We start from the raw sequence: 22,867 nt of genomic DNA, 5'->3' as shown, positions 1-22,867 counted from the left end.
TCAAATCTGGAGCACGGGCCGCACCGTGAACCCGCTCCGCGTCTTGACGCCCCACGCGAGCACGGCGGCGGACGCGGCCGCCCAGCAGGCGTCGCCGGTGCCGAGCCGCACGGACGCCTCATACGCGCGGTGCCCGGCGGGCGGTTGCCAGCGGGCCTCGGCAGGCACCGTCGCGCCCACCAGGTCGTACGTCAGAGGGCGCTCGTCGAGCGGCCCGCGCACCACGGCGTCGTCCGTCAGCCGTGCAGCGGCAGCGTCAGCTCGGCCGGCGCGCCCGCGACGACCCGCACCGGCACGCCCCAGTCCTGGCTGTTCAGGTGGCAGGCCGGGTACTCGATCGCGGGGTCGGCGTCGCAGCTCGCGGCCTGCGCCGTCACGTGCAGGACGCCCTCGGCGACCGCGGGGTCGAGCCGCAGCACGCGGTGCAACGCCACGTCGTCGCCCGCACCGTCGAGCAGCAGCCCGGGCGGTGTCGACGAGACCTGGAGGCGCGTGGACGGTCCGTAGCGGTCGTCGTACTTCTGGCCGGAGGCGGGCGTGAACACGACGTCGAGCCGCACCTCGCCCGGCGCGAGCTCCGTCACGGGCCGCTGCGTGCGGTGCGTGCCGCCGTCGACCACGGCGCCGACGCCGTCCGGCAGCGCGACGCGCGTGATCCGGTGCGCCGCCGACTCGACCACCAGCAGCGTGGGCGTAGAGGAAGGGTCGGGGGCAGGCACGACGACGAGCCCGGACGGCTCGGCGAGCCCGGTGGCGACCGTCGTCACGACCCCGGGCGTCCCGTCGGCACCCGGTTCGAACCGGCGGACCGCCCCGTTGTACGTGTCCGCGATCGCGACGGATCCGTCGGGCAGCACCGCGACCCCGAGCGGGTGCTGCAGCCGCGCCTCGTCCGCGGAGCCGTCCCGGTGGCCGAACTCGAACAGGCCCGCACCGACCGCCGTCGTCACCGTGCCGCCGTCGGGCGAGACCCACCGCAGCGCCGACGTCTCCGAGTCCGCGAGCCAGATGCGCCCGTCGGGCCCGACCGCGAGCCCCGACGGCTGCGCGAACCACGCGTCGGCCGACGCCCCGTCGACGAGCCCCTCGTTCATGGTGCCCGCGAGGTGCTCGAGCGAGCCCTCCTTGCCGTCGAACGCCCACAGCGTGTGGTTCCCGGCCATCGCGACGACGAACGCCGCCAGCCGCGGGGACCAGACGACGTCCCACGGCGAGGAGAGCTTCACGTCGAGCGGCGGACCGTGGTAGCCCACGCCGCCGCGGTCGCGCGGCTCGTCGTCCGCCCACGGCAGCACGTTGTCCGCCGCCCCGACCATGTACTGCTCGCCGGTCCCGGCGAGCGTCGTGACCGTCCCGTCGGCCAGCCGCACGCCGCGCAGCACGTGGTTCGCGGTGTCCGCGACGACGACGTCGACGCCCAGCCACGGCCGCAGCTCGTCGGGCACGAGGCACAGCCCGTTCGGCTCGGCGAACCGCGCGACGGCGGGCCCGCCGTCCACGAGCCCGCGCGACCCCGAGCCGATGCGCCGCACGAGCGTCTCCGCGTCGGGCGCCAGCTCGACGATCGAGTGGTGGCCCGCGTCCGCGACCAGCAGGTTGCCGTTCGGCAGGGCGACCGCCTTGGCCGGGAACCGCAGCGTCCCCGCGACCGGCTCGGGCGCGACGTACGGCCCGTCGCCGCGGTGCAGCGTGCCCTTCGCCTCGTGCTCCGCGACCAGCTCGTCGACCAGCACCGCGAGGTTGTGCGCGTGCCCCTCGCCGGCCATGTGCGCCACGACGTAACCCTCCGGGTCGACCACGACGAGGGTCGGCCACGCGCGCGCCGTGTACGCCTGCCACGTGACGAGCTGCGGGTCGTCCAGCACGGGGTGGTGCACCTCGTAGCGCTCGACCGCTGCCGCGAGCGCGTCGGGGTCGGCCTCGTGGACGAACTTCGGCGAGTGCACGCCGACGATCACCAGGACGTCACGGTGCTTCTCCTCGAGCTCACGCAGCTCGTCGAGCACGTGCAGGCAGTTGATGCAGCAGAACGTCCAGAAGTCGAGGACGACGATCTTGCCGCGCAGGTCCTGCAGCGTCACCGTGCGGCCACCGGTGTTGAGCCAGCCGCGCCCGACGAGCTCGGACGCACGGACGCGAGGCAGACGGGTGGGGGAGCTCACCCAGCCATTGTCCGTCAGCCCGGCTCGTGTCAGTGGTCCGCGGGATGCTCGGGCGATGGCTGACACAGCGGTGCACGTGGTCCTCGTCCCTGGCTTCTGGCTCGGCGGCTGGGCATGGGACGACGTCGTCGGCCCGCTGCGCGATGCCGGGCTCGTGCCGCATCCGGTGACGCTGCCGGGCATGACGGACGACGCGCCGGACCGTGCCACCGTGACGCGTGAGGACCAGGTCGAGGCGGTCCGCGCGCTCGCGGCGGGGCTCGACGGGCCGGTGGTGCTGGTCGGGCACTCGGGCGGTGGCGCGCTCGTCGGGGAGGTCGTGGACCGTGATCCCGGCCGGTACGCGCGCGTCGTGTACCTCGACTCCGGGCCGCTCGTCGACGGCGCCGCGCTGAACCCGCCGCTGCCGCCGGGCGTCACCGACATCCCGTTGCCCGCGTGGGAGGAGCTCGAGGCGCAGGGGTCGAGTCTCGCCGGGCTCGACGACGGTGCGCTGACGCGGTTCCGCGAACGCGCGGTGCCGCAGCCCGGGCTCGTGGCGACCGGGGTGGCGCGGATGGCCGATCCGGGCCGGTTCGCGGTGCCGGTCACCGCGGTGTGCACGAGCATCTCGGCGGAGCAGCTGATGGCGCTCGCCAGCCACGACGCGCCGTTCCACACGGAGCTGCTCGACTACCCGGACCTGACGTTCGTCGACCTGCCGACCGGCCACTGGGCGATGTTCTCGCGGCCGGCGGAGCTCGCGGCCGCGCTGGTCCAGGCCTGCCGCGACTGACTCACGCGCGGTGGACCGCGACGACATGCATCGTCGTGTCGCCAGGACGCCGGGGTGTCCGATTCCTAGGGTGGGCTTGCCGGCGTTCGCCGGCGGACGTCGGCACCGCCGATCGACGGCCTGACCAGCGACGGGACGTGCGCCATGACCACCCAGGGCTCGCACCAGCTGGGGGAGCTCGCCCGCGCGTCGATGGCCGAGCGCGCCGGCCGCCGGGCCGTCCTCTGGGCTGTCGTGCGCAGCGCGCTGGGCGTCGTCGCGGTCCTCGGCGGCTACTACCTCGTGACGTTCGACGAGCGCCGGCCCACCGGCACGCTCGCGGTGCTCGAGATCCTGCTCGGCGGCCTGCTGTTCGCCTTCGTCGTCGTCATCGAGGTCCGCGCGATCGTCCGCGCCCGCTATCCCGTGCTGCGCGCGGTCGAGACGGCCGTCGTCTCGCTGTTCCTGTTCCTCGTGATCTTCGCGGTGATCTACCTGACGATGTCGCACGCCGACCCTGAGGCGTTCTCGGAGTCGCTCGACCGCACCGGCGCGCTCTACTTCACGATCGTCACGCTCGGCACCGTCGGCTACGGCGACATCGCGCCCGTCGACCACGCGGCACGCGTCGTCGTCAGCGTCCAGGTGCTGCTCGACCTGGCGTTCCTGGCCGTGCTCGTGCGGGTGGTGATCGCCGCGGCGCGGCGCGGGCTCACGCGCGAGGTCGCGGACGTGGGGCCCGCCGCGGCACCGAACGCCGAGCCGGGTGCCGACTGACGGGGTGTGCCACGATCGAGCCGTGACGGTCGGACTCGTGCTCGGCGGCGGAGGTGTGCGCGGCGCAGTGCAGGTCGGCATGCTGCAGGCGCTGTTCGAGGCGGGCATCCGGCCGCAGCTGGTGGTCGGCACGTCGATCGGCGCCATCAACGGCGCGGCCGTGGCCAGCGACCCGACGCCGGCGGTCGTGGAGCGGCTCGTCGAGGCGTGGGCGTCACCCGCGGCGGCGGCCGTCTACGGCGACTCCTGGCCCCGCCAGCTCCGGCGCCTCGCCAAGTCGCGGACGCACCTCAACGACCCCGCACCGCTGCGCGAGCTGCTCGACGGGATGGTCGGCGCGGGCACCACGTTCCGCGACCTCCGGACGCCGCTCGCGGTCGCCGCGGCGTGCATCGAGACGGCCGGCGAGCGCTGGTTCGACTCCGGGCCGGTGGTCGACGCAGTCCTCGCGTCGGCGTCGGTGCCGGGTGTCCTGCCGCCGACCGAGATCGACGGCCAGCACTTCGTCGACGGCGGCATCGTGAACTCGATCCCGCTCGGCGAGGCCGTCCGCCGCGGCGCCACGGAGATCTACGTGCTGCAGGTCGGACGCATCGAGGAGCCGCTCGCGGCGCCGACGGGGCCGGCGGACGTCGCGCGGATCAGCTTCGAGATCGCGCGCCGGCACCGGTTCACGCGCGAGATCGGTGCGGTCCCCGACGGCGTCGCGGTGCACGTCCTGCCGAGCGGCGGCCCGCAGCCGGGCGACGAGAAGCTCGGCTCGTACCGACGGATGGACGCGACACGGACACGGATCGAGACGGCGCACGCGGCGACGGTCGCGTACCTCGAGAGCCTCGCCTCGTGACCTGGCGGCTGCCCCCGCGGTGGTTGCGCCGGCTCACGCTGGCTCCTGCGTTGGTGGCCCTCGCGGTGCTGCTGGTCCCGACGAGCCTGATGCTCGTGATCCTCGTCGGAGGCGTGCTCACCTGGCTCACGCCCGGCCGGTTCCGCACCCCGCGGATGCTGTGGATGGCGAGCTTCTACGTGCTCTGGGACGCGGCGCTCGTCGTCTCGGCGTTCGTGCTGTGGATCGCCTCCGGCTTCGGGTACGCGATCCGCCGCCCGGCGTTCGAGCACGCGCACTACGTGATGGTCCGCCGCGCGCTGCAGATCCTGTTCTGGCAGGCGGCGTGGACGCTGCGCCTCGAGGTCGACGTCGTGGACGCGGACCTCGGCCGGGTGTTCGCCGGGCGGCCGATCGTCGTCGCGAGCCGGCACGCCGGGCCCGGCGACTCGTTCATCCTGGTCCATGCGCTGCTCGACCGGTTCGACCGCGAGCCGCGCATCGTCCTCAAGGACACCCTGCAGTGGGACCCCGCGATCGACATCCTGCTCAACCGCCTGCCGGCGACGTTCGTCACGCCGCGGGGCAGCCGGCGCGAGGGGACGCCCGGTCTGTCGGGAGCGGTGGGCCAGCTCGCGCGGAGCCTCGGCCCGCGCGCGGCGCTGCTGATCTTCCCCGAGGGCGGCAACTTCACGCCCAGGCGCCGGCTCGCGCGGATCGAGGCGCTGCGCAGCCGCGGGCGCGCTGAGCTCGTCGCAGCCGCCGAGCGGATGCACAACGTCATGGCCCCGCACGCGGGCGGAATCCTCTCGGCGCTCGACGAGCAGCCGGACGCGGGCGTCGTCTTCGTCGCGCACACGGGCCTGGACCGACTCGTCACCGTCCGCGACGTCTGGCGCGAGCTGCCGATGGACAAGCGACTCGTCATGAAGGGGTGGGCCGTCGAGCCGGCGGACATCCCCGACGACGCGGACGCGCAGGAGGCATGGCTGTTCGCGTGGTGGCTGCGCGTCGACGAGTGGATCTCCGACCACGAGCCGGCGACGCTCGAGCCGCCGCCGCCCGGGGTGCGGCGCACGCCGCGCTGGGCGTCTGCCGCGCTGCCGCCGCAGCCGTTCGCCGACGCGCCGGTCGCCGCACTGGTCGACCCGTCGCCCGCGCTCGCGTCAGACGCGGTCGAGCACGAAGACGCGCGGGTGGTGGCCCTTGGCGAACACCCGCAGCTCGTCGCGCAGCTGCCAGAGGTGGCCGGCGTCCCGCAGGCAGCGGTGCATGACGCGGACCTCGTGCGTGAGGACGAGGAGCCGAGCGCCCGGCCGTGACGCCGCGTGCGCCGCGCGCAGCAGCCCGGCGTGCAGCGCCTCGTTGGTGGCGTGCTCACCGTGCAGGCCGCCCCACGGCGGGTCGGCGAGCAGGAGGTCGTAGCCCGGGCCGCCGCGCGTCCACGCCGCCGGGTCCAGCGCGTCGCCCGTGACGAGCCGCACCGGCCCGTCGCCGTCGGACGGCTCGAGGCCCGCCGCGACGAGGTTGGCCCGCGCAGCCTCGACGGCGTCGTCCGCGACGTCCACCGCGACGGCTGCGGCGGCCGGACCGGCGAGCAGCCGCTCGACCAGGAGCGTCCCCGAGCCGCACATGAGGTTCGCGACGCGGTCCCCGGCCCGCACGCCCGCGAGCCGCACCATGGCCGCCGCGATGGTCGCGTTGGCGGCGCCCGGGTAGTCGACGACCCGCCACGGTCGCGCCGACAGCGGCCGCGGCCCGATCCGCACGAGCACGTCCCAGCCCGGGTCGACGTCCGAGCCCGGCGACCGGTGCGCGCGCCGGACCCGGATCACCAGCTCGCCGTCGACGGGGTCGTGCGTCAGCCCGGTGGCCTGCGAGACCAGGCTCGCGAGCCGCGTGAACACCGCCGAGTCGGCGCCCGCGGCCTCGAACCGGAAGGAGCGCGACGACACCGACCGCAACGACAGCCCGACCGCGTCGACGACCCGCGCCAGGTGGTCGCCGCTCGTCAGGGACCGCGGCCGCGGTACGTCGAAGTGCAGGCTGACGAAGGCGGCGACGGCGGTCCGGAGGCGCAGCGCGTCGGACACCCGACCCTCGTGCCGGACGACGAGCGCGTCGTCGCGGCCGGGCGCGGGCCGGGCGTGGCGCGCGGGGTGCAGCACCTCGTCGACCTCGTCGCGCAGGACGTCGCCCAGGCCGGGCAGGAACGTCAGCTCGAGGTCGACGCCGTGGCCGCGCGACGCGTGGCCGGACCGGCGGGTGTCGGCCGCGGGACGGCCGTGCTGGCGCCGTGCGGGCTCCGACTGCCGGGCGCTGGGTCGCCGACCCGGCACGGGCCGCTCGTCACGACCGGCACGCGCGGGTCCGCCACCGGAGCCTCCGGCACGGCTGCCGCGTCCCGCCGCGCCGCCGCGCCCGTCGTCGCTGCCGCCGCGCCGGGCCGGCCGGCTCAGGCCCGCACCGGGGCGGTCGCCCCCACGGCCCGCAGCACGAACGCCTCCGTCTGCTCGAGCGCGCGCTCGCGGCCCGCGGCGTCCTCGGCGACGCCCCGCCCGGACAGGCACGCGTTGACGAGCGGCACGGTGACGTCGAGGTCCTGCTCGGGGAACACGCCGGACTCGATGCCGGCGGTCAGGATGCCGCGCAGGATGCGCTCGACCACCACGACGTGCTCGCGCATGCGCTGCTGCGTGCCGCGCGACAGGACCGTGCGCAGCTCGGGGCCGGGCGTCACGTGGTGCGATGACGCGAGCTCGACCTGCTGGCGGACGTACGTGCGGAGACGCTCGACCGGGTCGTCGATGTCGTCGAGCGCCTTCTGCAGCGCCACGGCGTACTGCTCGGTCTCGTACGTGATGAACCCGAGCAGCAGAGACTCCTTGTCGGAGAAGTGGTTGTAGACGGCGGTCCGCCCGACGCCGGCCTCGGCCGCGATCTGCGCGAGCGTGATCGCGTCGAAGCCCTGCTCGGCCATCAGCCGCGAGAGCGCGTCGAACAGCCGGAGGCGCGTCTGCTCGCGGTGCTCGTGCAGGGACGCGCCGATGATCTTGGGCATGCTGACATGGTCGCACAATGTGTCAGGAAACCCGCACGGGATCTGACATCGGCGCAGAACAATCAGGAAATTCGTACACTCTTCCCAGGCGAAGAGGTCGCCGGGAGGTCTCGATGAGCGACGTCGTGACGACGGACCGCGTGCGCGCCGCGCACGAGCGGTTCATCACGACCGGGCGCCTGGCAGGCCGAGCGGTCCGGGCCATCGTCGCGGACTCGTGGCGGCGGAGCGCCCGAAGCGGCGTGGACCCCGAGATCCCGGCGGTCGCGGTCGACATGGAGGGCTCGGCCCTCGTCGACTACCGCAGCTCGCTCAAGATCGCCGCGGCCCTCCCGGCGGTGCGCGACCTGCTCGTCGGGCGCGAGCAGCCGTGGGTCGCGACCATCACCGACACCTCGGGTCGCCTGCTCTGGGTCGAGGGCGACCGTGACGTCGCGCGCCGGCTCTCGCCGGTCGGGTTCGTCGAGGGCGCCGTCTGGAGCGAGGAGTCGGCCGGCACGAACGCGCCGGGCATCGCTCTCGTCACCGGGCGGGCCGCCCAGGTGGTCCAGACCGAGCACTACACGCGGACGGTCCAGCCGTGGAGCTGCGCCGCCGCACCCGTGCGCGCGCCCTCGGGCGAGGTCGTCGGCGTGCTCGACGTGACGGGCGGCGACGTGGTCGGCTCGCCCGTGCTGATGTCGCTCGTGCGCGCGACGGCGGCGGCCGTCGAGGCGCAGATCGCGCGTGACGAGCAGACCGGGCCACGCCGCCGGCCGACGAGCGCCTCCCGGCTCCGCCTGCTCGGCGGGCCGCCCGCGCTCGTCGTCGACGGACGCGAGACGCGGCTGAGCCTGCGCCACGCCGAGATCCTGCTGCTCCTGTCGCAGCGCCCCGCGGGCCTGCGGGCGGACGAGCTCGCGGTGCTGCTGTCGCACCAGCTCCTCTCCGACGTCACGGTCCGCGCCGAGGTCTCGCGCCTGCGCCGGCTCGTCGGGCCGCTGCTCTCGGACGCCGCGCCGTACCGGCTCGGTGCGCCGCTCCGCACCGACCTCGACGTGGTGCGGGCGCGCCTCTCGTCGGGCGACCTCGGCGGTGCCCTGACGGCCTACCCGGGTCCGCTGCTGGTGCGGTCGGAGGCGCCCGGCGTGGAGCGCCTGCGCGACGAGCTCGCGGCCGACGTCCGGGCGTCGCTGCTGGCGAGCGCCGCGCCCGCCGTGCTGTCCCGGTGGGTCGCGCGCGACGACGGGGCCGACGACTGGCAGGCGTGGGAGCGGCTCGTGACGCTGGCGCCGCGCGGCACGCCGACGCGCGCGCAGGCGCTCGGTCGGCTCGAGCTGCTCCGCAGCCGCCTGATCCGCTGACCTCGTCCCGCGGCTGCGCTCCCGTGCGCGCCGCGCGCTCGCGGTTCACCCGTTCGGAGTAGTGGCTGCAACGCAGATGCAACGCCTACGCCCGTATCGTCCCATCATCCGGGCTGTCTCCGACCGGAAGCGGAGGCGGGCCGGACACCATGCTCGGCGCTGTCAGGCGGGGGCCAGGTGTTCGGTGGCCGGGCGGAGGTCGGAGGGGACCCGCCGCCCGGTCACCACTTCGTCGACGCCCTTCCCGCGGCTTGTAACGTTCCCGCATGACGAACGACGCGGCCGGCGGAGCCCCCGAGATCGAGCCCGACACCAAGGACTGGACGTGGGTGCTCGACGCCCGCTGCCCCGAGTGCGGTTTCGCGGCGCACGACGTCGACCCGCGCGGCATCGGCGCGACGGTGCGCGACCTGACGCCGCGGTGGGTCTCGGCCCTCGCGCGTCACGACGTGCGCGTCCGGCCCGAGCCCGCGGTGTGGTCGACCCTCGAGTACGGCGCGCACGTGCGTGACGTGCTGCGGATCTTCGACGGCCGCCTGGCGCTCATGCTCGAGCAGGACGACCCGCCGTTCGAGAACTGGGACCAGGACGCGACGGCGCTCGCGGACCGGTACGACCTGCAGGACCCGGCGCTCGTCGCCGACGAGCTGGTCGACGCGGCCGACGCGATCGCCGCCCGGTTCGACGCGGTGCGCGACGACCAGTGGGAGCGGCCGGGGCGCCGGTCGAACGGGTCGGTGTTCACGGTCCGCACGCTCGGCCAGTACTTCCTGCACGACGTGGTCCACCACCTCCACGACGTCCACGCCTGACGAGCCGCCGACTGCGCGCCCCGTCCGACCGCCGCGAGTCCCCGGCTCAGGGCGCGGAGTTATCCACAGGGTTCGTCCACACCCGTGTGTAGAGTTCCCAGGAAATCCGGAGGAATCGGCCCACCTCTGTGGACGAGGCCTCTGACCTGGGACGTCACACCGTCACACAGCCGAAACGGGCGCGCAGCAATCGTTGGCTAGCGTCGCGCCATGACAGCCCCGGCACAGGCGTTTCCCCAGACGCTCGACGGTCGAGACCTGCTCGTCGTCCCCACCGGCACCGACGTGCTGCAGCTCGCACGCGCCTGGTTCCCCGACGCGGTGTGGACGCGGCGGCCGGTGAGCGCGCAGGACGCGGTCGTCCGGCCGATGACAGGTGCCCGGTTCCGCGGCCTCGCGGCGGCGGGCGTCACGGTCGCCGCGCCCGGCGTCATGCGCCTCGACGCGGCGGTCGACCTGCTCGGGCCTCGCCCGGTCGCACTGGGCTCGGCGGTGGCGACCGGGCTCGCGGCGCAGCCGGCCGACGTCTACGAGCTCTCGCTCGCCGCGGTCGGCGAAGCCGCGGCCGAGACGGCGCGTGCCTGGCTGGTGGCCGCCGCGCGTCGTGCGAGCGGCGCGGTCGTCCCCGCGGACGGGTCGAGCGTCGTGGTGCCCGACCGCGGCGAGCTGCTCGACCTCACGCTCTGGACCGCGGTGCCGATGAGCGCGCAGGACGCGCTGCCGCTGCTGCGCCCCGCGCTCGCGGGCGGTCGCCTCGGCGAGCCGCGCACTGCGGGCGCCGGTCCCGGGCCCGTGCCGTTCTCGATCACCGCCATGTTCGAGTTCGACGGTGCGCTCACGATCGAGCTCGCGCGCCCCACGCACCAGCCTGCCGTGCTCGCCTCCCTCGACTGGCGCGAGCACGGGCCGTGGGCCTACCGCGTGGCGTGGTCGTCGTCGCCGGACGTCGAGATGGACCCGGCGTCGCCGCTGCTCGCGATCGCGCGCGGCCGCATGCGGCCCGTCGTCGGCCGCGCGATGTCCGCGCTCTGGCGCGCGGTGGGCGGCACGGTGGTCGACGCGGGGGGCTTCGTCGTCACGCCCGACGAGCTCCGCGACCAGGCCTCGCAGCGCTGACGCCCGGCTGACCCACCCGCGGCACCCGCGGCGGCGACCCCCGACCCGGGACGCCCGCAGCTAGGCGAGCCGCGGCAGCCTCTGGTCGGTGCGCAGCACGCCCGCGAACAGGTCGCCGCGTTCCGCCACGCGGTCCAGCACCGTGCGCACGGTGAACGCGTCGGGCCGCAGCCACGGCTCGTCGAGCTCGTCCCAGGTGATCGGCGCGGACACCGGTGCGCCGGCGGCCGGTCGCGGGCTGTACGGCGCGACGAGCGTCTTGTTGATCGCGTTCTGCGTGTAGTCCAGGCGGGCGTGCCCGCCGCGCTCGCGGACGCCCCACTTCCAGCTGACCAGGTCGGGGACGACGGCTCCGACGGTGCGCGACAGCCGCTCGACCCATGCGCGGGTGTCGTCGAAGCTCGGACCGGGCGCGATCGGGATCCACACCTGGATGCCGCGGCGGCCCGTCACCTTCGGGTACGCGCGGACACCGAGGTGCTCGAACGCGTCGCGGTGCAGGCGGGCCAGCACCAGCACGTCCTCCCACGCGGTCGAGGTGCCGGGGTCGATGTCGACCATCGCGTAGGTCGGCCGGTGGGGGTGATCGGTGGTGGACGTCCACGCGTGCCACTCGAGGCCGCCGAAGTTGGCGGCCCACAGCAGCGCGGCGGGCTCGTCGGCGACGAGGTAGGTGGTCGTGTCGTCGTCGTCCGCGTCGGGGTTGACCCACCGGGGCAGCCAGTCGGGTGCGTGGTCGGGCAGCTGCTTGTGCCAGAAGCCGCCGTGGTCGGCGCCCTGCGGGTAGCGGTGCAGGTTGAGCGGCCGTCCCCGCAGGTGGGGGACGACGACGGGCGCGATGCGGGCCGTGTAGGCGAGCAGCTCGCGCTTCGTGACGGGCGGCTCGTCGCCGCGGCCCGGGAACAGGACCTTGTCGAGGTTCGTCACGCGCAGGCGGCGGCCGAACACCTCCCACGTGCCCGCGGCGCCGAGGTCGGCGAGCGCCGCGAGGTCGTCGTCGGTCGCGGCCGGGACGGCGGGGTGGAGCTCGACGGACGCCTCCGCCGGCGGCAGGTCGGAGCGCCAGAGCCGGTCCGGGTCCGCCTTGACCTCGTCGTTCGTCCGGCCGCTCAGCACCGAGCGGGGGTGGTCCTCGGGGTCCCAGCCCTCGACGGCGTCGTCGTCGTGCTTGTGGACGAGGATCCACTGCTCCTTGCCGCCGTCGGCGGGTTCGTCACGCCGGATCAGCACGAGGCGGCCGCGCAGCTTCTCGCCGTGCATGTCGGCGTGCAGCTCGCCGTCCTTGACGGCCTGGGCCGGGTCGTCGGTCGCGTGCGGCTCCCAGGTGCCGCGGTCCCAGACGATCACGTCGCCCCCGCCGTACTGGCCGCCGGGGATGACGCCCTCGAAGTCCTCGTACTCGAGCGGGTGGTCCTCGACGTGCACCGCGAGGTGCCGCGCCGACGGGTCGAGCGTCGGGCCCTTGGGGACGGCCCAGCTGACGAGCACGCCGTCGATCTCGAACCGCAGGTCGTAGTGCAGCCGGCGCGCGCGGTGGCGCTGGACGACGAACCGCCGGCGGCCGGCGGCGTCGGGCGCGGGCGGGGCACCCGACGGCTCGGGTGTCCGGTCGAAGTCGCGCATCGAGCGGTACGTGTCGAGGCCGGGCTCGGGCGCCTTGTTCGTCGCGCGGCGCTTGGCGGGCATGGCACCAGGGTCGATGCCGAGCGGGCGGGCCGCGAGCCGACGCGTGAACCGCGCGGCGCCGGCCACCGCCGTGCGGTCGCCGCGTCGGCGGCTGAGACTGCTGCGATGACGACGGACCCGGACGTGGACCCGGACGCGGACCTCGACGCGGACGCGGACGCGGACCTCGCGCCCGAGCCGGTAGCCGCGACGCTCGCAGGCCTGGTCCCCGGGCACGACGCGACGGGGCACCCGCTGGGGCCGCTGGTCGCCGTCACAGGCGCCACCGGCTACGTCGGCGGCCGGCTCGTGCCCGAGCTGCTCGCGGCGGGCTACCGCGTGCGAGCGCTGGCCCGGCACCCGGACCGCCTGCGTGGTCGTCCGTGGTTCGACGACGTCGATGTTGCCGAGGCCGACGTCGGTGACGCGGCCGCGGTCCGCGCGGCCCTCGACGGCGTCGCGGTCGCCTACTACCTCGTGCACGCCCTCGGCAGCGACAAGGAGTTCGCCGCGCGTGACCGGCGCTCGGCCGAGACCTTCGCGGCGGCGGCCCACGACGCCGGTGTCGGTCGGATCGTCTACCTCGGCGGACTGACGCCCGACACGGACGACCTGTCGCCGCACCTCGCGTCCCGGCGCGAGGTCGGCGAGATCCTCCTCGCGTCCGGGGTGCCGACCACGGTGCTCCGGGCGGCCGTGATCCTCGGCTCGGGTTCCGCGTCGTTCGAGATGACGCGCTACCTGACCGAGCGCCTGCCGGCGATGACGGTGCCGCGTTGGGTCGCCAACCGCGTGCAGCCCATCGCGATCCGCGACGTGCTGCGGTACCTCGTCGGCGCGGCCGCCATGCCGCCCGACGTGTCGCGCGCGTTCGACATCGGGGGCCCCGACGTCCTGACGTACCGCGACATGATGCAGCGCTACGCCGCCGTCGCGGGCCTGCGCAGAAGGGTGATCGTCGGGGTCGGCGTCCTGACGCCGCGCCTCTCGAGCCTGTGGGTCTCGCTCGTGACGCCCGTGCCGGGTGGGCTCGCGCGCCCGCTCGTCGACTCGCTCGTGCACGAGGTGGTCTGCCGGGAGCACGACATCGCGCGGTACGTGCCCGACCCGCCGGGCGGCCTCGTCGGGTTCGACCGCGCCGTCCGCCTCGCGCTGCGGCGGACCGAGCAGGGCGACGTGCAGACGCGCTGGTCGTCGGCCGCGACGCCGGGGGCGCCCAGCGACCCGCTGCCGAGCGACCCCGGCTGGGCGGGCGGCTCGCTCTACGTCGACGAGCGGCGCACGGTGGTCGACGCGTCGCCCGCCGCGCTGTGGCGCGTGCTCGAGACGCTCGGCGGGGAGCGCGGCTGGTACTCGTGGGGTCTCGCGTGGCGCGTGCGCGGGCTGCTCGACCGGCTCGTGGGCGGTCCCGGGCTCCGGCGCGGGCGGCGCGATCCCGGGCGGCTGCGGGTGGACGACGAGCTCGACTGGTGGCGCGTCGAGGCTGTCGACCCCGGCCGGCTGCTGCGGCTGCGCGCCGAGATGCGGGTGCCCGGGCTTGCGTGGCTCGAGCTGCGCGTGGAGCCCGCCGGCGGTGCGGACGAAGCCGCGGAGGCGGGCGGGGCGCGAGGGATCGGCGAGGCCGGAGGGCTGGGCGGCGCGCGTGACGTCGGACCCGGCACCGACGGCTGGCTCCGCGCGCCGGTCGTGTTCTCGCAGCGCGCGCTGTTCCACCCGCGCGGCCTCGCGGGCGAGCTCTACTGGTGGTCGGTCGCGCCGTTCCACGGCGTCGTGTTCGGCGGCATGCAGCGCAACATCGCGCGCGCGGCGCGGTCCGCGGAGCGGGCTCGGACGGACGCGCCGCCGGCGGGGGGATGACGCGGACCCGCGTCGGGCGAGCAGGGAGCGGGTGACGGGAATCGAACCCGCGCCATCAGCTTGGGAAGCTGAAGTTCTACCATTGAACTACACCCGCGCGACGCCGTCGGAGGCTCGTCACGAGCACCTCCACCGTCGGCCGGGCCAGCATACCGGGCACGCCGGGCTGGCAGGAAAGCGCGCTCGCGAGCGCGCACCGGCACAGCGTGTCGAGCCGGGACCGGTCGTCCCGCCGGCCCGCCGGGACGGCTCGGTAGTGTCGCCGGGTGACCGCCGTGCTGCGCCCGTTCCACCCCGCCGACCTGCCCGCGATGTACCGGCTGTGCCTGCTGACGGGCGAGGCGGGCGGCGACGCGACGAGCCTCTACCGGAACCCCGACCTGCTCGCGCACCTCTACTGCGGGCCGTACCCGATCTCCGACCCGGGGCTGACGTTCGTGGTCGTCGACGAGCACGGGCTCGTCGGCTACATCGTCGCGACGGCCGACACCACGGCGTTCGACCGGTGGCTCGCGGAGCACTGGTGGCCGACGCTGCGCGCGCAGTACCCGCTCGAGACGGTCGGCCAGGACCCGGGCGACGGGACGCAGGACCACGTCCTCGTCCGGCGCATGCACGAGTGGCCCGTCGAGGACGAGCTGCCGGTGTTCGCCACGCACCCCGCGCACATGCACATCGACCTGCTGCCGCGCGCGCAGGGGCAGGGCTGGGGCCGACGCATGGTCGAGGCGCTGTCCGAGGCGCTCCGCGCCCGCGGCGTGCACGGCCTGCACCTCGGCGTCGACGACCGGAACTCCGGCGCGATCGCGTTCTACGAGAAGGTCGGCTTCCGCACCCACACGGCGCACGACTGGGGCCGCACGCTGACGCTCGACCTCTGACGCAACGCCCCCCCGGCCGCCCACGCCGGGCACGAACGACGCCGCGACCACGGCACTGGGCAGTCACGTGGTCGCGGCGTCGTTCGTCGTCGGCGGGCCGCTGGGTCAGCTCGCCGAGAAGGTGAACCAGTTGACGTTGACGTAGTCGGCCGGCTGGCCGCTCGAGAACGTCAGGTAGACGGTGTGCTTGCCCGTCACGCCCGAGACGTCGCCCGGGATCGTGCGCCAGCTCTGCCAGCCGCCGGTGTTCGCGAGCGCGAAGCTGCCGATCGGTGCGGCCGTCAGGCTGTCGAGCCGCACCTGGACGAGGCCGGAGACGCCGCCCGCGGCGCCGGACGCCACGCGCGCCTTCAGCACGTGCAGCGGGCTGCTGCCGAAGTCGACGTTGTCGTAGCGCAGCCAGTCGCCGTTCGCGATCGACGCCACGTCCTTGCCGCCGCCCGTGTCGGTGGTCGTCTCGGTCGTGGTGCCCTGCTGCGCGGCGTACGCCTCGGCCTGGATGGTCGAGGTCGCGGTGACACCGCCCGAGGAGCCGCCGCCGGTCGGGGTCGGCGTGGGTGACGGCGTGCCCGTCGAGCCGCCGGTCGAGCCCGTCGCCGGCGTCGTCACCGAGATCTGGTTCGACTCGGCCGAGGTCCCGGCGCTGTTCACGGCCTGCACGCTGTACAGGTACGGCGTGCTCGGGTTGAGGTTCGCGTCCGTGAACGACGTGCCGGTCGCCGTCGCGATCGGGACGCCGGCGCGCAGGACGCGGTAGCTCGTCGCGCCGGACGAGGCGTTCCAGGCCGTCGTCACGCTCGTGCTCGTGGTGGCCGTGACGTGCAGGTTCGTCGGCGCGGCGGGCACGCCCGAGGCGGGCGGGGTGGTCGTCGGCGGGGTGGTCGGCGACGTCGGCGGCGGGGTCGACGTCGAGCCGCCGCCCTGCTGGTAGACCGCGACGTAGTCGACCGACATGCCGGCGCCGGACGTCGTGCTGCCGAGCGACGCGGCCGTGCTGCAGCCGCACAGCGCGTCCGGGAAGGCGCCACCCATCGCGACGTTGAGGATCATGAAGTAGCCGCGGTCGATCGCCTGCTGCCAGGTCGCCGTCCCGACCTGAGCCTGCGTGACGGTCGACGTCAGGGCACCGTCGACGTAGAAGCGCAGCTGCTCGGCGGACGTGTTCCGGCGGTCGATGACGGCCGCGTACGTGTGGTAGCTCGTCTGGCAGCCGGCGCAGTCCTGCAGGCCGCTGCCGAGACCGATCGTCTCGTTGCACGGGCCGCCGCTGCCGGTGCCGCAGTGCAGCGTCTGCGCGACCTGGGACCGCGCGTTGACGTCCTCCATGATGTCGATCTCGCCGGTCGTCGGCCACGACGTCGCGCCGTTGGCCCGGGCGGCATCGCCGAGCGCCCAGAACGCGGGCCAGTAGCCGAGGCCGTTCGCGGGGTCGGGCTGCTTGAGGGCCGCGACCATCTCGAGCTGGCCGCCCGCGGGTGCGGCGAAGTCGGTGCGCTGCGTCTCGACGCGACCCGACGTCCACGTGCCGTCCGACGCACGGATCGGCTTGATGACGAGGTGGCCCGCGCCGTCCTGGTAGACGTTCGCGGTCGAGTCGGTCTCCGCCTCGACCTGGCCGGTGCCCCAGTTCCACGCGCCGCCGGGGTAGCTGTGCCCGAGGTCGTAGAGCCAGTCGGCGCGGTTGAGGCCCGTGCCTGCCGCCCCGCTGAAGTCGTCGCTGAACACGGTCGTCCAGCCGGACGGTGCTGCGGGGACGGTCGCGTTCGCCGCGCCCGCCGTCAGCGCGAGGGCGACGGGGGTCGCCGCGACGGCGAGCGCCGCGGATGCGGCGAGCGCGAGGCCGCGACGACCCTTGCGCCGTCGTGGTTCGCCGTCGGAGCTGGGACGGGCTGCTCGAGTCGCCATGGGAACCTCCTCGTTCCACGGCCGGGCACGGTGCCCGGTCTGCGGTCGCCGCCCGCGGCGCTGCGGACGACGATCGCGGTGCGCACGGCGAGGCACGCCGGGTGGGTGCCGGCGTTGCGGGGCCGTGTCTCCGGCCGGAACGGCCGGGTGGAGCAGGCGTGGCAACGTTGCCACGCCGAATTGCCCCACCTTGGAACCGATTGCCCAAGCCTGTCAAGCGGGACGTGGCAGGTCGGGGCGCCGCTGTGACGCTCCGCCGCCGCCGACGGGTGATGGCCAGGCGACGTCGGGCTGTGGCATCGTTGCCACGTCCACGGCCCGACGGAGGCGCGGTGAGGTTCGCATGAGGTCCGCAGCGCTGCGGCCCACGGTCGGCGAGGTCGCCCGTGCCGCCGGCGTCTCGCCGAGCACCGTGTCGCGCGTGCTCAACGGCTCGCCGCGCGTCAGCCCCGCGACGCGCGAGGCGATCGAGGCCGCGATCAGCGAGCTCGGCTACGAGCCCAACAACGCGGCCCGCAGCCTCGTCGGTGGCCGCACCCACACCGTCGGGCTCGTCGTCTCCGAACCGCACGAGCGCGTGTTCGGCGACCCGTTCCTCGCCGCCATCGTGCGCGGCGTCTCGCGCGAGGTGATGCGCGCCCGGCTGCAGTGCGCGGTGCTCATGGCGAACGACGCCGTGGACCGCGAGAAGGTCGAGCGGTTCGTGACGCAGGGCCACGTCGACGGCGTGATCCTCGTGTCGCTGCACGAGGGCGACCGCCTGCCCGACGTGCTCACCGCCGCCGGTGTGCCCGCCGTGCTGTCGGGCCGGCCGATGGGGCTGCGTCGGCCCGTCACCTACGTCGACGCCGACAGCCGTGGCGGCGCCGCGCTCGCGACCCGCCACCTGATCGGCCTGGGGCGGCAGCGCATCGCGACGATCACAGGCCCGCTCGAGATGCCCGCGGGCACCGACCGCTTCGACGGCTACTGCGACGCGCTGCGCGACGCCGACCGGCCGGTCACTCGCAGCCTCGTGGCCGAGGGCGACTTCACGGAGCACAGCGGCGCCGTGCAGATGGGCCGTCTGCTCGAGCGCCACCCCGACCTCGACGCGGTGTTCGTCGCGTCGGACGCGATGGCGATCGGGGCGTTGCACGCGCTGTCCCGCGCGGGCCGGCGCGTGTCGGACGACGTCGCGGTCGTCGGGTTCGACGACGTGCCGACCGCGCGGTTCACGAACCCGCCGCTGACGACGGTCCGTCAGCCGTTCGACGACATGGCGGTCGCGCTGGCGCAGCGGCTCGTCGCGCAGCTGGACGCGCCCGACGCGGTGGTCGACCACGTCGTGTTCCCCACCGAGCTGGTGGTCCGCGCGTCCGCCTGACCGGGCTCACCGGCCCGACCGGCCCGCCGGCCGCCGACCGGCCGTCGACACCGCCGCGCCCCCGGCTCGCGGCGGCGCCGCGGGACCTAGCGCAGCGCCAGCGAGAACGTCGCCGTGCGCTCCTCGCCGGGCGCGAGCACGAACACGCCGGTACCGGGGACGCCCGCCTCGAACAGCGCGAACCCGTCGTTGACGTTCGTCGCCGGCTCGACCGCGAAGTACGAGCGACCGCGCGGCGCGTAGACGATCACGTGCGAGTACAGCGGGTCGGCGTGCAGCTCGACCGTGAGCTCGTCGTACGCGATGGTGACCGGCACGCCGGGCTCGCGGGCGGTGAGCACGTCATCGACGAACGCGGTGCCGAGCGGCCGAGGCGCGCGGAAGTCGGCGCGCGCCGGGACGGGTCCCGCGGCTCCGAGCGCCATGCCGGCCCGGAGCGCGTACCCGGCGCGGGCCGGCACGTGCAGCACGGGGCCGCCCGTGGCCGCCGCGTCCGTCGCCGACAGCGAGCGCTCGAAGTACGGGTGGTGCCCGAAGCCCGCTGGGAACGGCACCACGTCGACGTTGCGGACGGTCGTCGTCACCGACAGCGCGCGCCCGGCGACCGCGTAGGTGACGCTCGCCGCGAACTGCCACGGGAAGTTCACGCCGACCTGCGAGGTCGAGTCGAGCGTCAGCGTGACCGCCTCGGTCGTGCGCGACGCCACCGTCCAGTCCGCGTAGCGGGACGCGCCGTGGATGGCGGTGCCGTCGGCCGCGTTCCGCTGCAGCTGCCACCTGCGGTCGCTGAACCGCAGCACGCCGTCGCGGATGCGGTTCGACCACGGCACCATCGGGAAGCTCGCGCACTTCTCGGGCTCGCCGAGCGACGCGCGCCGGGTGGGACGCAGCAGGTCCCGCCACACGCCGTCGCCCGTCCGGACGCGGCCCGCGGCGACCGACGCGCCCGTGCCGGGCAGCACGTCGAGCTGCCAGGAGTCGGACGCGATCGTGACGACGCGCGGGTCGGCGCCGAGCACCGAGGAGCTGGGCGCCGACCCGGGGCGCGTCTCGAGCGTCGTCATGCGACGGGCGTCAGACCCTGACCCGCCGGGTCAGAGCACGACCTCGACGCGGACGGTCGACCCCGCCGGCGCGTAGGGGACGAGGTTGCCCTCGACCGGCGAGCCGTCGACCGTCAGCGACCCGCGCGCACCGCGCTCGCCGCTGTTCGTCACGCTGATCTCGTAGGTCGCGCCGCGGGCCACGCGCGTCACCGAGTACGACGGGACGTCGGGGCCGATCTGCGGGTCGACGACCAGGCCGTCGTAGTCCGGGCGCACGCCGAGCAGGTACTGCGACACCGCCACGAAGTTCCAGGCGGCCGTGCCCGTGAGCCACGAGTTCTTCGCCTCGCCCGCGCGGACCGCCTCCTTGCCGGCGATCATCTGCGCGTACACGTACGGCTCGAGCTTGTGGGTGTCGGAGATGTCCTCGCGGTACGCGGGCGTGATGCGCTTGTAGTAGTCGAACGCGCGGTCACCGCGGCCCACCACCGTCTCGGCGATGATCACCCACGGGTTGTTGTGGCAGAAGATGCCGCCGTTCTCCTTGTAGCCCGGCGGGTACGTCGACACCTCACCGAGCTCGATCTGGTACGTCGTGTACGCGGGGTACTGGAGCACCAGGCCGTGCGGCGTGCCGAGCATCTCGCCCACCGAGTCGAGCGCCTGGATCGCGGGCGCGCTGGAGTCCGACGGGCCGTTGCCGACGCCGATGCCCGCCATGACGGCGAAGCCCTGCGGCTCGATCCAGATCTTGCCCTCGGGCTTCGCGTCCGTCCCGACCGGGTTGCCGTAGTAGTCGTACGCGCGCAGGAACCACGCGCCGTCCCAGCCGTGCTCGAGCACCGCGCCGCGGACCTCGTCGACCACCTTGAGCGCGTGCTCCGCGACGTCCGCCAGGCCGCGGCGCTCGGCGAGCGCGGCGTACTCGGGGCCGTAGAGCACGAACTGCGCGGCGATGAACACCGACTCCGCGGCGCCGCCGGCCTGGTTCTCGGTCGTCTGGAACGACTCGCCCGGCGTCGTCGAGAAGCAGTTGAGGTTGAGGCAGTCGTTCCAGTCGGCGCGGCCGATGAGCGGCAGGCCGTGCGGGCCGCGGTTCGCGACCGTGAACTCGAACGAGCGCGTCAGGTGCTCGAAGAGCGGCACCTCGGAGCCCGGCTCGTTGTCGAAGGGGACGAGCTCGTCGAGGATCGAGTCGTCGCCCGTCTCCTTGATGTACGCCGCGACCCCCGCGATGAGCCACAGCGGGTCGTCGTTGAAGCCCGAGCCGATGTCGTTGTTCCCGCGCTTCGTCAGCGGCTGGTACTGGTGGTACGCCGAGCCGTCCGGGAACTGCGTCGAGGCGATGTCGATGATGCGCTCGCGGGCGCGCTCGGGGACCAGGTGCACGAAGCCGAGCAGGTCCTGGTTGGAGTCGCGGAAGCCCATGCCGCGGCCGATGCCCGTCTCGAAGTACGACGCCGAGCGCGACATGTTGAACGTGACCATGCACTGGTACTGGTTCCAGATGTTGACCATCCGGTCGAGCTTCTCGTCGCCGCTGACGACCGAGTAGGTCGAGAGCAGCTCGGTCCAGTACGTGCGCAGCGCGTCGAACGCCTCGTCCGCCTGCGCCGGAGTGGCGAAGCGGCCCAGCAGCGCGTGCGCGCCGGCCTTGTTGACGACCTGGTGCGCGTCGTCGGCCCACTTCTCCTCGTCGGCGTTCTCGAGGTACCCGAGCACGTACACCAGCTCGCGCGACTCGCCCGGCTCGAGCGTGACGGCGACCGAGTGCGAGCCGATCGGGTACCAGCCCGACGCGACCGAGTTCGCGCTCTTGCCGGCGCGCGGCACCGCGGCCTCGCCGAGCGAGTTGTACGCGCCCACGAACGTGTCGCGGTCGGTGTCGAAGCCGTCGGCCTGCGCGTTCACGCCGAAGACGGCGTAGTGGTCGCGGCGCTCGCGGTACTCGGTCTTGTGGTAGATCGCGCTGCCGCCGTGCGGGCCGGTCTCCTCGACCTCGACCTCGCCGATCGAGAGGTTGCGCTGGTAGTTCGTCTGGTCGTCCTGCGCGTTCCACAGGCAGAACTCGACGAACGAGAACGCCGTGAACGTCTTCGTCGCGTCCGAGGTGTTGGTGAACGTGACCTTCTGGACCTCGGCGTTCTCGCCGAGCGGCACGAAGATCAGCGTCTCGACGCGCAGGCCGTTCCGCTCGCCGGTGATGCGGGAGTAGCCGAGGCCGTGGCGCGCCTCGAAGTGGTCGAGGTCGGCCTTGACGGGCATCCACGACGGCGTCCAGACGTCGCCGCCGTCGTTGACGTAGAGGTAGCGGCCGCCCGCGTCCGCCGGGATGTTGTTGTAGCGGTAGCGCGTGAGACGACGCATCTTGGCGTCGCGGTAGAACGAGTAGCCGCCGGCCTGGTGCGAGACGAGCGAGAAGAACTGCTCGGAGCCGAGGTAGTTGATCCACGGGTACGGCGTGTGGGGCGTCGTGATGACGTACTCGCGTGCCTCGTCGTCGAAGTGGCCGAACCGCATGGACTTGCCTCTCGAATCGCAGATGGCCCAGGCGGCATCCGCGTGGCCGCTTCGGTGCAGCCGCGCCTGGGGGGACGTCGTCAGGGGTCGTGCTCGTGATGCTGGGAAAGACGCTGCGAGAGCGCTCCCATGCGCTCACGGGTTGCAGCATAGCCGGACGCTCGGCGGACAGGAACGTGCCCGCCACTATCGTGGGCGCGTGCTGCTCTCCGACCGTGACATCCGGGCCGAGCTCGACTCCGGCCGGGTGGCCCTCGACCCCTACGAGCCGGCCATGATCCAGCCGTCGAGCATCGACGTGCGGCTCGACCGGTTCTTCCGGCTGTTCGACAACCACAAGTACCCCGTGATCGACCCCGCGGCCGAGCAGCCGGACCTCACGCGGCTCGTCGAGGTCGCGGGCGACGAGCCGTTCGTGCTGCACCCGGGCGAGTTCGTGCTCGGCTCGACGTACGAGTCGGTGCGCCTGCCGGACGACGTCGCCGCACGGCTCGAGGGCAAGTCGTCGCTCGGGCGCCTCGGTCTGCTGACGCACTCGACGGCCGGGTTCATCGACCCGGGGTTCTCGGGCCACGTCACGCTCGAGCTCTCGAACGTCGCGACGCTGCCGATCCTGCTCTGGCCGGGCATGAAGATCGGGCAGCTGTGCTTCTTCCGGCTCTCCTCGGCCACCGAGCACCCGTACGGCTCGAGCCAGTACGGCTCGCGCTACCAGGGCCAGCGGGGCCCGACCGCGTCGCGGTCCTGGCAGAACTTCCACCGCACCGAGGTCTGAC

Annotated in this window: 18 protein-coding genes, 1 tRNA gene and 1 pseudogene; 11 read left to right on the top strand and 9 right to left on the bottom strand. The window is 74.3% G+C overall.

The window, feature by feature from the left end:
* Together QRT04_RS08125 and QRT04_RS08120 are read right to left on the bottom strand one after the other, a co-directional pair.
* The gene (locus tag QRT04_RS08125; protein ID WP_289454715.1) at nucleotides 1-225 is read right to left on the bottom strand and encodes a DUF1990 family protein; all 225 of its coding nucleotides are present in this window, start codon (nucleotides 223-225) and stop codon (nucleotides 1-3) included.
* Nucleotides 226-236: 11 nt separating this feature from the next.
* The gene (locus QRT04_RS08120) at nucleotides 237-2,162 is read right to left on the bottom strand and encodes an NHL domain-containing thioredoxin family protein (RefSeq protein ID WP_289454714.1); all 1,926 of its coding nucleotides are present in this window, start codon (nucleotides 2,160-2,162) and stop codon (nucleotides 237-239) included.
* Between the two features lie 55 nt (nucleotides 2,163-2,217).
* Between QRT04_RS08120 and QRT04_RS08115 the strand changes: the two genes are divergently transcribed.
* The 4 genes and pseudogenes from QRT04_RS08115 to QRT04_RS08100 all read left to right on the top strand — a co-directional run.
* Complete coding sequence (locus tag QRT04_RS08115; RefSeq protein ID WP_289454713.1) at nucleotides 2,218-2,937, top strand: alpha/beta fold hydrolase; 720 nt, start codon at nucleotides 2,218-2,220, stop codon at nucleotides 2,935-2,937.
* A gap of 144 nt (nucleotides 2,938-3,081) precedes the next feature.
* Entirely contained in the window at nucleotides 3,082-3,693 is a 612-nt protein-coding gene (locus QRT04_RS08110) for a potassium channel family protein (RefSeq protein ID WP_289454712.1), read from the top strand.
* 22 nt (nucleotides 3,694-3,715) lie between these two features.
* On the top strand, nucleotides 3,716-4,540 hold the full coding sequence (locus QRT04_RS08105; RefSeq protein WP_289454711.1) for a patatin-like phospholipase family protein: 825 nt from the start codon (nucleotides 3,716-3,718) through the stop codon (nucleotides 4,538-4,540).
* An 89-nt stretch (nucleotides 4,541-4,629) separates the two neighbouring features.
* Nucleotides 4,630-5,214: pseudogene (locus tag QRT04_RS08100) on the top strand (1-acyl-sn-glycerol-3-phosphate acyltransferase); the annotation flags it as partial.
* Nucleotides 5,215-5,685: 471 nt separating this feature from the next.
* Here the strand turns inward: QRT04_RS08100 and QRT04_RS08095 are convergent.
* Nucleotides 5,686-6,858 (bottom strand): methyltransferase, encoded by a 1,173-nt coding sequence (locus QRT04_RS08095; RefSeq protein ID WP_289454710.1) that lies wholly within the window; start codon nucleotides 6,856-6,858, stop codon nucleotides 5,686-5,688.
* Nucleotides 6,859-6,974: 116 nt separating this feature from the next.
* A complete protein-coding gene (locus QRT04_RS08090) occupies nucleotides 6,975-7,580 on the bottom strand; it encodes a TetR/AcrR family transcriptional regulator (RefSeq protein WP_289454709.1) in 606 nt (201 codons plus the stop codon).
* Nucleotides 7,581-7,693: 113 nt separating this feature from the next.
* Here QRT04_RS08090 and QRT04_RS08085 point away from each other — a divergent pair, with 113 nt between their 5' ends.
* From QRT04_RS08085 to QRT04_RS08075, 3 genes are all read left to right on the top strand, one after another.
* Nucleotides 7,694-8,923, top strand: a complete 1,230-nt coding sequence (locus QRT04_RS08085; RefSeq protein ID WP_289454708.1) for a GAF domain-containing protein — start codon at nucleotides 7,694-7,696, stop codon at nucleotides 8,921-8,923.
* A 266-nt stretch (nucleotides 8,924-9,189) separates the two neighbouring features.
* Nucleotides 9,190-9,735 carry a DinB family protein gene (locus QRT04_RS08080; protein WP_289454707.1) on the top strand — a complete coding sequence of 182 codons (546 nt, stop codon included), beginning with the start codon at nucleotides 9,190-9,192 and terminating at the stop codon, nucleotides 9,733-9,735.
* Between the two features lie 210 nt (nucleotides 9,736-9,945).
* Entirely contained in the window at nucleotides 9,946-10,851 is a 906-nt protein-coding gene (locus tag QRT04_RS08075) for a hypothetical protein (RefSeq protein WP_289454706.1), read from the top strand.
* Nucleotides 10,852-10,911: 60 nt separating this feature from the next.
* Here the strand turns inward: QRT04_RS08075 and ligD are convergent, their stop codons facing one another.
* Nucleotides 10,912-12,537, bottom strand: a complete 1,626-nt coding sequence (ligD, locus tag QRT04_RS08070; RefSeq protein ID WP_289454705.1) for a non-homologous end-joining DNA ligase LigD — start codon at nucleotides 12,535-12,537, stop codon at nucleotides 10,912-10,914.
* A gap of 105 nt (nucleotides 12,538-12,642) precedes the next feature.
* Here ligD and QRT04_RS08065 point away from each other — a divergent pair, with 105 nt between their 5' ends.
* Entirely contained in the window at nucleotides 12,643-14,373 is a 1,731-nt protein-coding gene (locus tag QRT04_RS08065; RefSeq protein ID WP_289454704.1) for an SDR family oxidoreductase, read from the top strand.
* A gap of 26 nt (nucleotides 14,374-14,399) precedes the next feature.
* On the opposite strand, the gene QRT04_RS08060 is transcribed toward QRT04_RS08065, so the two are convergent.
* A tRNA-Gly gene (locus tag QRT04_RS08060) sits at nucleotides 14,400-14,470 on the bottom strand.
* A 169-nt stretch (nucleotides 14,471-14,639) separates the two neighbouring features.
* Here QRT04_RS08060 and QRT04_RS08055 point away from each other — a divergent pair.
* Nucleotides 14,640-15,254, top strand: coding sequence for a GNAT family N-acetyltransferase (locus QRT04_RS08055; RefSeq protein ID WP_289454703.1), 615 nt, complete (start codon nucleotides 14,640-14,642; stop codon nucleotides 15,252-15,254).
* A gap of 105 nt (nucleotides 15,255-15,359) precedes the next feature.
* Here the strand turns inward: QRT04_RS08055 and QRT04_RS08050 are convergent, their stop codons facing one another.
* Nucleotides 15,360-17,159 carry a carbohydrate-binding protein gene (locus tag QRT04_RS08050; RefSeq protein ID WP_289454702.1) on the bottom strand — a complete coding sequence of 600 codons (1,800 nt, stop codon included), beginning with the start codon at nucleotides 17,157-17,159 and terminating at the stop codon, nucleotides 15,360-15,362.
* Between the two features lie 343 nt (nucleotides 17,160-17,502).
* Between QRT04_RS08050 and QRT04_RS08045 the strand changes: the two genes are divergently transcribed.
* A complete protein-coding gene (locus QRT04_RS08045) occupies nucleotides 17,503-18,525 on the top strand; it encodes a LacI family DNA-binding transcriptional regulator (RefSeq protein WP_289454701.1) in 1,023 nt (340 codons plus the stop codon).
* Between the two features lie 86 nt (nucleotides 18,526-18,611).
* Here QRT04_RS08045 and QRT04_RS08040 read toward each other — a convergent pair whose 3' ends face one another.
* Together QRT04_RS08040 and QRT04_RS08035 are read right to left on the bottom strand one after the other, a co-directional pair.
* Nucleotides 18,612-19,589 (bottom strand): aldose epimerase family protein, encoded by a 978-nt coding sequence (locus QRT04_RS08040; RefSeq protein WP_289454700.1) that lies wholly within the window; start codon nucleotides 19,587-19,589, stop codon nucleotides 18,612-18,614.
* 30 nt (nucleotides 19,590-19,619) lie between these two features.
* Nucleotides 19,620-22,091 (bottom strand): GH36-type glycosyl hydrolase domain-containing protein, encoded by a 2,472-nt coding sequence (locus tag QRT04_RS08035; RefSeq protein ID WP_289454699.1) that lies wholly within the window; start codon nucleotides 22,089-22,091, stop codon nucleotides 19,620-19,622.
* 199 nt (nucleotides 22,092-22,290) lie between these two features.
* Here QRT04_RS08035 and dcd point away from each other — a divergent pair, with 199 nt between their 5' ends.
* Nucleotides 22,291-22,866 (top strand): dCTP deaminase, encoded by a 576-nt coding sequence (gene dcd / locus QRT04_RS08030; RefSeq protein WP_289454698.1) that lies wholly within the window; start codon nucleotides 22,291-22,293, stop codon nucleotides 22,864-22,866.
* Nucleotide 22,867: the final 1 nt, after the last annotated feature.

It is taken from the genome of Cellulomonas alba (assembly GCF_030362835.1).
Classification (GTDB): Bacteria; Actinomycetota; Actinomycetes; order Actinomycetales; family Cellulomonadaceae; genus Cellulomonas; species Cellulomonas alba.
Note: the sequence above shows the minus strand (reverse complement) of the source record. Positions and strands in the feature narration are given on the sequence as shown.

Coding starts and splice junctions, on each gene's coding strand:
- QRT04_RS08115 (WP_289454713.1), top strand. CDS start 2,218: ATGGCTGACACAGCGGTGCACGTGGTCCTCGTCCCTGGCTTCTGGCTC.
- QRT04_RS08110 (WP_289454712.1), top strand. CDS start 3,082: ATGACCACCCAGGGCTCGCACCAGCTGGGGGAGCTCGCCCGCGCGTCG.
- QRT04_RS08090 (WP_289454709.1), bottom strand. CDS start 7,580: ATGCCCAAGATCATCGGCGCGTCCCTGCACGAGCACCGCGAGCAGACG.
- QRT04_RS08085 (WP_289454708.1), top strand. CDS start 7,694: ATGAGCGACGTCGTGACGACGGACCGCGTGCGCGCCGCGCACGAGCGG.
- QRT04_RS08080 (WP_289454707.1), top strand. CDS start 9,190: ATGACGAACGACGCGGCCGGCGGAGCCCCCGAGATCGAGCCCGACACC.
- QRT04_RS08075 (WP_289454706.1), top strand. CDS start 9,946: ATGACAGCCCCGGCACAGGCGTTTCCCCAGACGCTCGACGGTCGAGAC.
- ligD (WP_289454705.1), bottom strand. CDS start 12,537: ATGCCCGCCAAGCGCCGCGCGACGAACAAGGCGCCCGAGCCCGGCCTC.
- QRT04_RS08065 (WP_289454704.1), top strand. CDS start 12,643: ATGACGACGGACCCGGACGTGGACCCGGACGCGGACCTCGACGCGGAC.
- QRT04_RS08050 (WP_289454702.1), bottom strand. CDS start 17,159: ATGGCGACTCGAGCAGCCCGTCCCAGCTCCGACGGCGAACCACGACGG.
- QRT04_RS08045 (WP_289454701.1), top strand. CDS start 17,503: ATGAGGTCCGCAGCGCTGCGGCCCACGGTCGGCGAGGTCGCCCGTGCC.
- QRT04_RS08040 (WP_289454700.1), bottom strand. CDS start 19,589: ATGACGACGCTCGAGACGCGCCCCGGGTCGGCGCCCAGCTCCTCGGTG.
- QRT04_RS08035 (WP_289454699.1), bottom strand. CDS start 22,091: ATGCGGTTCGGCCACTTCGACGACGAGGCACGCGAGTACGTCATCACG.